The organism is Marivirga tractuosa DSM 4126, from assembly GCF_000183425.1.
Classification (GTDB): domain Bacteria; phylum Bacteroidota; class Bacteroidia; order Cytophagales; family Cyclobacteriaceae; genus Marivirga; species Marivirga tractuosa.
Genome location: NC_014759.1, coordinates 4,342,468 through 4,355,415, shown reverse-complemented (window position 1 = coordinate 4,355,415; position 12,948 = coordinate 4,342,468). Strand labels below are relative to the sequence as shown.

At 34.5% G+C, this 12,948-nt stretch carries 9 protein-coding genes; 3 read left to right on the top strand and 6 right to left on the bottom strand.

All coding sequences use genetic code 11. From position 1 onward, the window contains the following. Window positions 1-275: 275 nt before the first annotated feature. The 3 genes from FTRAC_RS18320 to FTRAC_RS18310 form a co-directional block, all read right to left on the bottom strand. Entirely contained in the window at window positions 276-1,820 is a 1,545-nt protein-coding gene (locus FTRAC_RS18320) for a S8 family peptidase (protein WP_221405912.1), read from the bottom strand. A gap of 644 nt (window positions 1,821-2,464) precedes the next feature. Continuing rightward, the gene (locus FTRAC_RS18315; protein ID WP_013455776.1) at window positions 2,465-3,241 is read right to left on the bottom strand and encodes a hypothetical protein; all 777 of its coding nucleotides are present in this window, start codon (window positions 3,239-3,241) and stop codon (window positions 2,465-2,467) included. Between the two features lie 16 nt (window positions 3,242-3,257). Next, window positions 3,258-4,496 (bottom strand): ABC transporter permease, encoded by a 1,239-nt coding sequence (locus tag FTRAC_RS18310; protein WP_013455775.1) that lies wholly within the window; start codon window positions 4,494-4,496, stop codon window positions 3,258-3,260. A gap of 136 nt (window positions 4,497-4,632) precedes the next feature. Between FTRAC_RS18310 and FTRAC_RS18305 the strand changes: the two genes are divergently transcribed. The 3 genes from FTRAC_RS18305 to FTRAC_RS18295 all read left to right on the top strand — a co-directional run bounded on the left by FTRAC_RS18305 (window position 4,633) and on the right by FTRAC_RS18295 (window position 10,348). After that, window positions 4,633-5,901 carry a hypothetical protein gene (locus tag FTRAC_RS18305; RefSeq protein WP_013455774.1) on the top strand — a complete coding sequence of 423 codons (1,269 nt, stop codon included), beginning with the start codon at window positions 4,633-4,635 and terminating at the stop codon, window positions 5,899-5,901. 445 nt (window positions 5,902-6,346) lie between these two features. Continuing rightward, window positions 6,347-6,856, top strand: a complete 510-nt coding sequence (locus FTRAC_RS18300; protein ID WP_013455772.1) for a glycine-rich domain-containing protein — start codon at window positions 6,347-6,349, stop codon at window positions 6,854-6,856. A gap of 165 nt (window positions 6,857-7,021) precedes the next feature. Continuing rightward, window positions 7,022-10,348, top strand: a complete 3,327-nt coding sequence (locus FTRAC_RS18295; protein WP_148230113.1) for a sensor histidine kinase — start codon at window positions 7,022-7,024, stop codon at window positions 10,346-10,348. Window positions 10,349-10,570: 222 nt separating this feature from the next. On the opposite strand, the gene FTRAC_RS18290 is transcribed toward FTRAC_RS18295, so the two are convergent. From FTRAC_RS18290 to FTRAC_RS18280, 3 genes are all read right to left on the bottom strand, one after another. Further along, a complete protein-coding gene (locus tag FTRAC_RS18290; RefSeq protein ID WP_013455770.1) occupies window positions 10,571-11,014 on the bottom strand; it encodes an RrF2 family transcriptional regulator in 444 nt (147 codons plus the stop codon). Window positions 11,015-11,079: 65 nt separating this feature from the next. Next, on the bottom strand, window positions 11,080-12,102 hold the full coding sequence (locus FTRAC_RS18285; protein ID WP_221405911.1) for a c-type cytochrome: 1,023 nt from the start codon (window positions 12,100-12,102) through the stop codon (window positions 11,080-11,082). A gap of 9 nt (window positions 12,103-12,111) precedes the next feature. Then, window positions 12,112-12,942 (bottom strand): DUF5777 family beta-barrel protein, encoded by an 831-nt coding sequence (locus FTRAC_RS18280; RefSeq protein ID WP_013455768.1) that lies wholly within the window; start codon window positions 12,940-12,942, stop codon window positions 12,112-12,114. Between the last annotated feature and the right edge of the window lie 6 nt (window positions 12,943-12,948).

Genomic DNA, 12,948 nt, shown 5'->3' with positions numbered 1-12,948 from the left:
TGGATTATTTGGTACTTAATAATTATAGCACAAGCAGACGCTTGCCAGCTATGTAAAGTCCAAGCGGGCGCTTGAACTATGCAAATGACTGCTTACTGGTTCAAGCGTCCGCTTGGACCAATCTACCGTGATGAATTCAATCTTTGGGCCATAAAAAAGCACAAGCGGACACTTGCGCTGGGTTGCGCTATTTCAGGACGGGACAAATATAAAAATAAAAAAAGCTGTCTTATTTAATATAAAACAGCCTTTTACCATACAGCATTTAAAATAGTTTATTGCACTGCAGTTAGTGCATTTAAGTTTCCGTATCCAAATTGTGAGTTCCTATTTGGATAAAAATCTGATGACTCTCTCAGTTTTTGTAAAACTTGATCCCTGTTCCATGATGGATTTTTGGACCATACTAATGCTGCAATTCCTGCAGTTGTAGCTGTAGCCACTGAGGAACCGCCAACGGTTGAAGGCTGGTTTCCACTCATAGCTACTGAAAGAGGATGGGCATCAGACCCGGCTTTTTCCATGATCACGGTGAAGTCTACTTTGCTACCCGAATGACAAGTATTACATCTTTCATATTGTCCTTCTTTTACACCAGTAACAGCCACCGTTTCATTCATGTTTGCTGGAAAAATAACGCCATACCAGTTTGTCCAGCTAGTGGAAGTTCCAGCAGCAGCAAAAATCAACTTGCCTCTTCCATAAGCATAACGAATCCCGTCTGCTACTTTGGAATTATTGAAAACATCTCCTATTGACATGCTGATGATTTTAACATCAGAGCGATTTCCTAAATAAACCAAGGCTTCTGTAACTCCGTCTTTTTCATTACCCCCGTTTACAATAACATCACTTGTACCTCTAACACCAACTAAATTAGCATTATAGGCTACTCCAACTGCGGAGCCGTCATTACTTCTTGGAGCAGTAGCCGCACCTGCCATTGAAGTTCCATGACCGCATTTATCATCTGGGCCATCATATTTCTTCCACCACCACGAGCCCGTTTGATAGGTTCCAATTCTTTCTACTGTTCTATTTTGTGAATATCCTGAATTGAATTGGCTTCCTAGTTTTGCTTGGTCAGGTGATAGACCAGTATCAATCATACCTATTGTAATACCTGCACCAGTACTATAATTCCATGCCTGATCAATGCCCATCTGCGGGTAATTCCAAGACATTTTAGCACCAGGCGCAATGTCAGTATAAAGCCCTGACAAGTTGTAATTAGGATCATTTGAACATCCAGAATCACTGTAGCGCTCATTTTCTCCATACTTTTGAAAATCTACTTGATAACTTAGTGGCTCAACATATCGAACATTATCCAAAGATCGTAATCTATTGATCACTTCAAGGTCATACACCTTCATTTCTACAAACGGCAATACTTCATGTGAGAAATTTGGCAATTCCTCATCGGTAATATTCTGCTGTCTTTTTCTTTCAAGTACAGCTCGGGTTTCCTCAATAATATCTATTCTAGAATTTACCCAATTAGGATCTTGAACATTAATGGCAGTTATTCTTTCATTAATATTGCTCTCACCTGAGGCTAAATAACCGACTGTAAGAATGCTATCTGAATGGACTAAAGCACTCCATAACTGTACATCATTCAATTCTGACCAATTGAATTCGTTTTTCTCCTCCAATGCGCTTCTAATAATGGCATCAATTTCCGATTTGGGGACAATGTCAATCTCTTGTTCTGGCTGAACATTTTCATCAATTAAGCTCAAATCTTCATCATCTTGGGCACAAGACCATAAAAGAGCTGAAGCTAATAATACTGTTAAAATTTTTCTCATTTCCATAGTGATTAGTTTTGGTTATAATTTATGCTGTATGCAGAGTAATTTGCAAAACTTAAATCTAACTTACAAGCGTTTGTTAGAATTAAATTTGTATTTATCTAAGAAATCAAGAATGAAAAGTTGGAAAAAGTAGTGTTTAAAGGAGAATAAGTCCTATATTTTGAATTATAAATGGGTTAAAAAGCACGAACTGGGAAGCTCGCTTCTAGTTCTAAGCACAAGCGGACGCTTGCGCTAGTGCAATTAGGTTCAATTTTGCTCTGGTTCAAGCGTCCGCTTGGACCAATCTAGGCGAAGCTTGCCCTAGCTTAGAGGAAAAAAATTACATTTACTGCACTATGAAAGCAATTATTCATTGTATTATATTCCGTGCGTCATCCCTTTCTTCAAAGGGATGACGTTCTTATCTATTGAATTTCTCTACAAGGCATTTCCCTGCCAGGAACTTCCTTGCTCGTAACCCTAAATGCGAACTTCCCAGTTCGTACCTATTGCATCTTAAAACTAACTCAAGAATCGTAATGTGGTCTGACAATTGAAATCGTCTAATTGCTAATCTACAAAAACATCGATTTCATTAACCAGAACGAGGATTAAATGGACAATTGCGCAAAAAATTCTATCCGAAGATTACTAATGAATAATTACTTCTTATCAAAATAGATTTCCTTGCCGTCATATTTGATCATGTACTTTCCTCTTGGCAGCTTTTGGATGTTACAGGAAACATCTTTCCCTCTTTTGATTATCCTGCTGTTTTCATCATAAAGCAAATAACTCACTTCTTCGGTAAATTCTATAATCCATTTCTCTTCATCAATGGCGTGAGTAATTTCCCTTTTATCAGAATGAAAATTAAAGCTCTCCGAAACCTTAACTTCCATTTCAGGATCATGATATTGGACTCTATAGAGATTATCTCCTTGAACATGATCTAATTCTAAGCTATGTTGATTAATAAAAATCCCACCCTTCGTCTTGACAGTATCTATCGGGAACCATCCATCTTTAGTGTCTTTTTCTACAATGTAAAATCCATCTTTAGATTCTTTGGTTGTTAGCCAAATTATTTGATTCTCATCTACATAAACTTTCAGCCAACTAAATTTCAAATCTCCTCGAATAACTTCTGGGTTGGTGAGTTCCGGTTCACAATCGTCATGATGCACAATTCGAATTACCACCCTACTTTCTTGTTCAAGATTCTGCATATCAATCTCATAGGCAGACACTTTTGGATTTTCAACTACTAAATCACCATTCAAATAAATCTCCTCAATACAAAAACCAGAATCTTGTCCTAAATACGGGTTTCGGACAAACACATTTTTTCCATGGTAAAAACCTCTGAAATAACTGTCTTTGCCCACCAGCGAAAAGGACAATCCAATAAATAATATGAAGAAAAAGTATTTTTTCATGAGTTTTACTTATCGATCACTCATATCTTAATGATTCGATAGGATCTAGTTTGGAAGCTTTAAAAGCCGGATAATACCCAGAAATCAATCCAACTACTACACAAATAATAACACCCACAATCATCCACAACCAAGGAACAACAAAGCCACCATCACCAATTATCGCAGATATTCCATTACCTATGCTAATACCTAAAATAATGCCCGCTATTCCTCCAATTTGGCATATTACAATTGCTTCCCATAAAAATTGTAGCCTTATTTTCGTTGGCGATGCCCCGATTGCTTTTCTGATACCTATTTCCCTTGTTCTTTCTGTAACTGACACCATCATTATATTCATCAGACCTATGGATGCACCTAAGAGCGTAATGGCTCCTATAGCAAAACCTCCAATTCTTAAATATCCCGCAATTTCCTCTAACCTTTCTGCTAGAGATTCACTTTTTTCAATTTTGAAGGAATTTTCCTGACCGATTCCATCACTTCTAATTCCACGCATCACACCAGTTGCTTCAGCAATGCCTTGCTCCATCAAAATTGGATCAGGTAAAGAAACCGTTATCCCATACTGCAAAGTGCGATTTGCAAATAAGGTAGATAGCCCCACTGGAATTACTACAGACTGGTCGGCACCTCCACCGCCCATTCCACCTTGCTCTTCCAATACTCCGATTACCTTAAAACGTGCTCCGAAAAAGGAGATATCTTTATTAATTGGGTCAACATTTTCTTTGAATAACTTATCAACCACATTTGCACCTAGGATAACCACCCCACTATTGTTTTGAATTTCCAAGGGAGAAAAGTTTCTACCCTTCTCAATTTCATATGCATTTTGAATCAAATAATTTTCATCTGAAGCATAAACTCGAATGGTCGGAGTCGTCTTCTCGGATTTGTATTTTAATTCAGCACTTCCAGTTATTCTGGTCGATATGGATACATCTCCAACAAAGTTGTATTTACTTTTAAATTGAACAGCCTCTTTGTAACCTATTGGTTCATAGGTTTTTTCCTTCTTTCCGTCAGAAGTACTTCTTCTTCCGTCTTGCCCTCTAGTCTCAATATCAAAATTATTAGCTCCTAAACCAGCCAAATTGCCACTGACAGAATTCTGTATTCCATCAATAGCAGTTAATATTCCAACTAAAGCTGTGATACCAATTGCAATAATTGCAGCCGTCAATATGGTTCTTAATCGATTGCCCTTAATCGATCTTACGCCCTCTTTAATATTTTCCAGATAATCCAAAAGCAGTATATTTTTTTGTAAATTTTAGCAATTTAATGTGATTATTCACGATATATTACATAAAAGTAAGAAACTTTGATTTGAAACTCCATATATTATATTTAGTTATACATTTAAGAATTGAATTTTATTAAAAATGACACGAAAAATTTTTCTTTATATACTTATTATTTTTCTCTCCACCCAAGCTCTGAAAGCGAATCAAATTTTAGTTCCTATGGATGAGGAGCAGTCCAATCATTTGAAAGCCTATGGAGTAGCTTTTTGGGTTTTAGAGAAAGAAATCCCTGTTGATTGGCTACTAAACTATAGAGGAGGCAGTTTTATGATTGAAAGCAAGCAGTCAATCGTTAATGAATTAATCATTAGAGGTGTTTCTTATGAGATTATTTCTGATGCAGTTGCCAATAATATGTTAGATGAAATAGCCAGTCCTTCCTCCAATAAAGATGCAATGCGTTTAGATAAAGTGCCCAAAATTGCCGTCTATTCTCCAAAATCAAAACAGCCTTGGGATGATGCTGTAACCTTGGTATTAACTTATGCTGAAATTCCTTACGATGTTATTTTCGATGATGAGATCATGACAGAAGGTTTATCGGATTACGATTGGTTGCATTTACACCACGAAGATTTCACCGGCCAATATGGTAAATTCTACCGCAGTTATGCCAATCAACCTTGGTATATAGAGCAACAGAAAGAATATGAAGCTATGGCAAAAAAGCATGGGTTCAGAAAAGTATCTCAACTTAAACTCGCAATTACGCATAAAATAAGAAGCTTTGTTAATAAGGGAGGTTTTCTATTTGCTATGTGCTCAGCAACCGACACCTATGATATTGCCTTGTCGGCAGCTGGTGTTGACCTAGCAGCAAGAATGTATGATGGAGATCCGGCAGACCCCGATGCACAAGAAAAATTAGATTATGAGCAGACCCTAGCTTTTGAGGACTTTAAACTTGAAATGAACCCGCTAGAATATGAGTACTCAAATATTGACCAAAACCAAATTGACAGACCTGGAATAAAAGAAGGAAATGATTTCTTCACCTTATTTGAATTCTCGGCAAAGTGGGATCCAATTCCAACTATGTTGACTCAAAATCATGAAAAGCTAGTAAAAGGCTTCATGGGACAAACTACCGCTTATAAAAAGAAATTAATAAAACCAGATGTTGTTATTTTAGGAGAAAATTCCTCCATCAATGAAGCGCGCTATATTCACGGGATTTTTGGTGATGGCTTTTGGACTTTCTATGGCGGTCATGATCCAGAAGACTACCAACACTTTGTAGGCGAACCTCCAACAGATTTGAATTTACATCCCAATTCTCCTGGTTATAGATTGATCTTAAATAATATTTTATTTCCGGCTGCGAAGAAGAAAAAGAAAAAGACCTAATAGGTTTAATGCAATTTAAACATTTAAATAATTCTCTAGTTGATATTTTAATCTTCTAAGAATTATGATAATTAAGTCATCAAAAAACCACTTAAAACTTACTCAATTTTATGAACATTTTTAAATAACTGTTTCAATAAATATATTGATATATTTATATTATAATTAAATATATCATGATTTATTAAATCGGTTAAAATACAGTATTTCAAATAGTTGTGTTTTTACTTGTTTACTAATTATCAGAAAATACCTTTGCGCTCTGAAAATTTTATTTAACTCCAAAAAGTACAAGAAATGCAAACTACTACTACAAAAACTAGGTCAAAGGTAAACACAGAAAAAGAACAATTATTAAAGAGAATCTTAAGAGACAAGAAAACAAATCAGCATCAGTTATGTGAGACAAATTGTGTAAGCAATTAATATCGATACTTTAAGTCTCATGTTTCAATCAGCAACTGATAAATCTAATGAAAGCTTACTAAGAGCATTAGATAGCAATGAGGATCATATCATCATCGAAGGTTTTATGGAAAGATATTCCATAAATCGTGAGGATGCAGAAGAAATCTTACAAGAGACCAAAAAATGGCTATGGTTAGCTTCCGAAAATATCAAAGAAAAGAAACGATTTCGTCTCTTTATTGACAGCTCATTACTGATCATTGATGAGATGTGGCATAACTTCATTTTGCATACACGTTCTTATCAGAAGTTTTGCAATGATAAGCTTAATTTGTTTGTGCATCATGAACCTACTCTTCCCTCAGCAAAGGTAAAAGGTTTTGATAGTGATGTTGAAAAACAAAAATTTGAAAAGCACCAAGAAGAAAAATTAAGTCAACAGTTGTCCTACATTTACGACAAACTGGGAGCTGAAACAGTTAGCAAGTGGTATGAAGAGTATCCTGAAAAATTTAGCAAAGAGAAATTAAAAGCTTTAAAACGCTAATATTTTTATAAAGGTTTAGTAAAAGACGGTAGTTGTAATATCATGTTCTTCTGCCGTCTTTTTTTTTCAAACAAAACAATTTTTTATCTCCATATATCATAAAGGCCTAATAGTTTTCAATATTATTCTATATATTTCTATTTCAGAGATATTGAGCAAGTGAATTTGAAAGGAAAACTCTTACATATAAGCAAAGCCTACCGAGAGAAAAAAACCACTTACGTGGTCTTTTTCATATTTCTTTCATTTTATCATGTTTTCCCAAGTAATAGTCAGTCATTCTTCTCACCGATGATGCATCATTATTCCGCAAAAGACTATAAAGCGGGACTATCAAATTGGGATATGCTTCAATCTACAGACGATCTTCTATTCTTCTCTAATCTCTCTGGACTACTTCATTTTGACGGTAAGGAATGGCAATATATAACTATTAAAGGAGGGAAAATTTCTCGAGCTATTCATCGAGATCATAATGGAAGAATTTTTGTCGGTAGTAATGATGAATTTGGATATTTAGATATTGACAATAGTGGAAACACTTATTATCAATCATTAAGTAACAATCTTGAACTAAAAAGATTTGGACAAATACTTCAAATCTTAAGTATAAAAAATGATATATATTTCATTAGCTCGAAATACCTTATACGTTTTAATCAGGATGTTTTTAAATATTGGGAATTAAAAAGAGGTGTTGGAGGATTTATTCACCAAGAAAAACTATACATCAAACAATCTAATCAGGCACTTTTAAAACTTAACAAAGATAGTTTAATTGCCCTTTCAGGACCTAATATAGAAATACCTGTAGCTATAAGAGGTAATACTATTACTGCAAATGATTTAAACGAGAAGTATATTATTGGAATAGGTCAAAAGAAAGGCTTTATCTTTAGAAACGATTCAATAATAGAGACTAAAGATCAATATCCATTTGGAGATTTATTGCTTTCACTGAGTAAAAATAAAGACAATTCCTATTGGGCAGCGACTGCCAACAACGGTATTTTTAATTTTAACATAGGAGATTCAGTATTTAATCATTTGGATGTTAGTAAAGGCTTAGCAAGTAACATTAATTTTAATATCTATTCTGACAAACAAAATGGGATCTGGGCAATGCATCAAGAAGGCATTACTAGAATTCAAGGATCAAAAAAAATCATGCATTGGGGTGAAGATTTGGATTTTGATGCTCCAATTAGTAAAATCTTGAATATTAAAAATCAAATTTATCTATCGACTTTTGATGGGGCTTATACCTTTACTAAAGATCAAAGTCTTAACCTTATAGAGAATTCTAAAGACAGGCTCTTTAGTATTTTTCATATCAAAGATTTTGTACTTGCATTAGGCGATAATAGGCTTTATAAATTCAAAAACTCTAAACTAATTAATACAGTCCCAATTAGGATGGGAACCAATCTTTTCCTCTCCAATGCAAATAAAATTTATGTTACCACTTCAAGAAACGGAATCATTCAATACTCTATTGACTCCAATGAAACTAAAGATTATTTACCTGAAATAACTGGCTTTTGTACCAGCATACTGAGTTTAGGCTCCAAACACTGGCTCAGTTACAAATCGGAGGGGGTTTACTTAATTGATGAAAATGAGGGAAAACCCAAATGGAAGTATTTTAACCAAAATCACGGTTTACCTGATGTAAATGCAATCAGTATTTTAAAATCAGTTGATAATGAAATCCTCTTTACAACCACGAAGGGTTTTTATACATTAAATAAAAATCCTAAAGCTGATTCGAGTAATTTATTTATCCCTCATTCTTCCATCACAGATGAAAAGCTGAACATTAACCATATTGACCAAGATGAAAATGGAAACCTGTGGCTAACTGTAGTTGATAAGTCGCAAAATCAATCCGTTATAAAACTTCAAAGAAATAAAAATGGAAGTTACCAAAAGATAGAAAGATCCTTAAAGGTCATCCCTAATCAGAATTTCTCAAGTGTTTATGTGGATGATCTGGAGGATAGCATAGTTTGGATCGCAGGAAATGAAGGTTTATATCGATTTGACGAAAAAGTAAAACTAAATTTAGATGCCTCATTTAATACCTTTATAAAAGGAGTAAGTCTAAATGATTCTATACTTTCAAAAGGATTATACACAGAATTTAGGGCTTCAGATAGCATTCCAACCTTAGTAATTGATCAACCTGAAACATCGGTTCCTAAAATCAAATTTTCGAATAATAATATCAAATTTGAATTTAGTGCACTTTTTTATGAGCAGCCTGAAAGAAATAAATACTCCTATCAGCTTCAAGGTTTTGACAAGGAATGGTCAGGATGGTCAAGTATGAACAATAAGGAATACACCAATTTGCCAGCAGGTAAGTATCAATTCAAAGTAAAGTCTAAGAATTTATACGATACAGAAGGTAAAACGGCTATTTACAAATTTGAAATTTTACCGCCCTGGTATCAAACTACTTGGGCCTACTTTATATTCAGCATTATTATAGTCACCATCATCTGGCTTTTGATGTTAGCCTATACCTACAGAGTCCGCCAACAAAGAAAAAGACTGAAATTAATTGTAGCTGACCGCACCTTTGAAGTAATCCAACAGAAAAAAGTTATAGAGAAACAACTATTAAAAATGTCAAATCTCAATGAGGAGATTAGTCAACAACGAGATGATATTCTAGAAAAAAATCAGGAATTAGAAAGTTCACAAGATCAAATTATCTCTGCAAATAATAAACTTCAAGAGTTAAATCAGGCCTTGGAAACAAGGGTAGAAAAAAGGACTGCGAAGATAAAAGACACTATTAAAAAACTGCAGCAAACCAATAAAGATTTAGATACTTTCACTTATAAAACATCGCATGATTTAAAGGGACCAATCAGTAGAATCAAAGGTATATTAGCATTGGCAAGGTTTGAAAACCCAGAATCTAAGACTGATAAGTATTTGGATTTGATTGAAAAGACCACCAAAGAGATGGACATTCTCTTGAGCAAGCTAACTCAAGTTCATAATATCTATAATTCCAAAGTTGAATATAATACCATTGATATTCCAACCATCTTTAAGGAAGTAATGGAAAAGATCAGTCCGTTGGTTGAACAATCAAAATTCAAGTTTCAGTTCGATCTGAAAAATGAAAATGAGTTGAAAACAGACGAAAAAATGCTGGAGCTGATTTTACTCAACTTGCTGGAAAATGCACTGATTTATGCTGATGATAAAAAACCACAACAAGAAATTAAGCTTAGTACTTTAAGAAAGGAAAACACTTTCTATCTATCCATAGAAGACAATGGAGTGGGGATTGCTGAAAAACAACTGCCTAGGATTTTCGAAATGTTCTATAGAGGTTCTGAAAAATCATTAGGAAATGGACTGGGATTATATTTAGTGAAAGTTGCAGTAGAAAAAATAGGGGCTAAACTTAAAGTAGAAACTGAAGAATTTGTATTTACTAGGATAACTATTGAATTTCCTTTGAAGGGGTGAAGCCCCCTAACCCCCAAAGGGGGAATGACTGCACCAATTAAATTGAAAATGGTTTAGATAAAAAGTTAGAAGCGGGAAGTTAGGTTTAGGAAGTTGGGAGATTTTGAAAGATTCAGATGATTTCCCAATTGAAATAACTTAATAAAAAAAGATTGATGAAATTTACTATTTAATGCTAAAGTAAATCTGTGCCAATTCCCCCTTTGGGGGTTAGGGGGCATTTCATCCCTTCTTCTTCGCTATCAATTTTTTCTCTCTGTCCAACAGTCCCTTGAGGGTTTGTCCCTTAAAAATTTTAACCGTTTCATTACGAACTTTCAGGAAGGCTTCTCGAATAGAGCAAGTTTCTTCGTCTTTGCATTCCTCGCAGCATTCATAAAACTTAAAAGTAACGCAAGGAAGCAAAGCAATAGCACCATCAAATAATCTTAATACTTGAGCTAGGTTTACCGTTTCAGGATCTTTTCGAAGGTAATAACCTCCTCCCTTTCCTTTTTTACTGCCTAAAATGCCATCATTTTTTAATTCAAGGAGTATGGCTTCCAAAAATTTCTGCGGTATACTTTCTTCTTCAGCTATTGTACTGATTAATGTGGGCCCTTCTCCGTATTTTCTACCCAAATGGACTAATGCGTTAATGGCGTATTTTGACTTTTTGGAAATCATGTAGGCAAATATACGCTTTGCAAGGGATTTTTAAGGTTAATTTCTTAAAAAGTATAGGGCTTATTTCACTTCAAATTCAATTCAATATAAGCTCTTAAATCCTCCACTTGCTGATGGCTCATTTTCTCTAAAGTATAATTTGGCATATATTCTTTATGTCCCAATTCAGAATAAGAACCATTTCTAATTATTTCATATATTGACTTTTTGCTATTCTCGGGTATATGCTTTTTAAGCCATTTAAAAGTCAAAATAGAATTATCTAAAACCAAATCACTTTCTCCATAGGCATGATGGCAATGCTGACAGCCTAGTTCATAAATAGCTTTTCCAAACTGTGGTCTTCCTTCCATAGGATACCCTTTTTCTTTGCTATCTGGTAAATCTGCAAAAGTAGCTGGTGACTTTGTTAAATAATGAGATTTTAGATAAGCTTTGGCACTGTCGCTATCGGATTCTGCCAATTTATTAATATGGTCAATTTCTTTATCTGTTAAGTCTAAATCACCAATTTTCATCTGAAGACTCCACAGATATGAAAGGATACTCTTCATTTCCCAATCTTCTAATTCTCTTCCTTGAGAACAAACTGTAGCACACAAATTGATGCTTTCTTTTAAGCTTCCTTTAGCCTTTTCTACCAAACTTCCATACTTCAAAACATAATCGTCATTATACCATGATTCTTTGTTGACAGCACCCCAAAATGTAGTACCTTGTAAATAGGGGAGTTCATTTTGCATAGCATATTTTAATCGAGCATCTTGATCGACCACAGTAAGATCGGGATCTTCTCTTACAACATTATGACAACTGGTGCAGGTGTAAAACTTACTTATAGCATTTGAAGCAAAGCCATCTGGAGGCTTCGTTTTTCCTTTATGAATGAGGTCATACCCTCTTTTTACATCTAAAGAATCAGGATTTTCAATATAGTGTTCAGGATAATCCTGTCCTAATGATTTCAATACATCCACTAAGTTTTGCTGATGAGTAATTTCTTTGTCACTGAAAGGAGTAAAAGAAAACATCAAAATCAGCAGACTTAATGATGATATGTACCAGTATTTATATTTCAATTTATGCATCTGATAAATTTATTTTCTTGCCCCAATTTTGAAATCCCTGGTGATATTAAAACCAAAATGAATATCTCCTTCTTCAATTCTCCCAGTAGTCTCTGCAACATATAAAGGAGCAATCATCCCCAAAGAGTTGGTGAAATTCAATTGGAAAATATGACCTTTGGTTTCTAATTCAATTCCTAAACCTGCTGACGATTGATATTGGCTTGCCAATTGATCTGGTAGATTAAAATAGTATTCTAAATTAAAGGCTAATACTTTAGTGACTTGGATTCTACTCGCTGTACCAATGCTATAAATATCATTATTGCTTTCTAAGTCTAATACAAAATTACGATGTACGTAAGTCGGCATAATTTGAAAACTAATAAATTCATTAAATTTTCTGGCTAGGAGCAATTGATGTACAAAACTCAAGTTATTTGTAAAAGATAGATCTTCAGTTTGAGGCGTTTGGATAGTTCTGATAGCAGCATTGGTGTAATAAACCAAAGAAACTGGGCTTCCTCCCTCCTTACGCTGTTGTAGAAATCTATATTTTAAATAGAAATCATAATGCTTTTGTAAAGAGCTTCTCCCGAATCCTACATTAATATTATCGGTAAAAGCATAATCCAGTCCGATTCGAATAGTGGAATTATCAAGACCCCAAAGCTGCTGAACCCCTGAGCTAACTGCTCCAAACCTATGAGAAATGATAAACTTCATCATTCCCTTAGGTAGCACTTCTGTAGAATGTCCATTGACAATCCTGGTATCTCTAAATACTTTTTCTCGGTCTTCTTGAGACAAAACATCAAACACCCAAAACTGCACCATCAAAACTATAAGTAATTTCCGCATATATAT

Excerpts from the sequence above, each read along its gene's own strand:
- FTRAC_RS18280 (WP_013455768.1), bottom strand. The coding sequence starts at position 12,942 with ATGCGGAAATTACTTATAGTTTTGATGGTGCAGTTTTGGGTGTTTGAT.
- FTRAC_RS18320 (WP_221405912.1), bottom strand. The coding sequence starts at position 1,820 with ATGGAAATGAGAAAAATTTTAACAGTATTATTAGCTTCAGCTCTTTTA.
- FTRAC_RS18290 (WP_013455770.1), bottom strand. The coding sequence starts at position 11,014 with ATGATTTCCAAAAAGTCAAAATACGCCATTAACGCATTAGTCCATTTG.
- FTRAC_RS18315 (WP_013455776.1), bottom strand. The coding sequence starts at position 3,241 with ATGAAAAAATACTTTTTCTTCATATTATTTATTGGATTGTCCTTTTCG.
- FTRAC_RS18285 (WP_221405911.1), bottom strand. The coding sequence starts at position 12,102 with ATGCATAAATTGAAATATAAATACTGGTACATATCATCATTAAGTCTG.
- FTRAC_RS18305 (WP_013455774.1), top strand. The coding sequence starts at position 4,633 with ATGACACGAAAAATTTTTCTTTATATACTTATTATTTTTCTCTCCACC.
- FTRAC_RS18300 (WP_013455772.1), top strand. The coding sequence starts at position 6,347 with ATGTTTCAATCAGCAACTGATAAATCTAATGAAAGCTTACTAAGAGCA.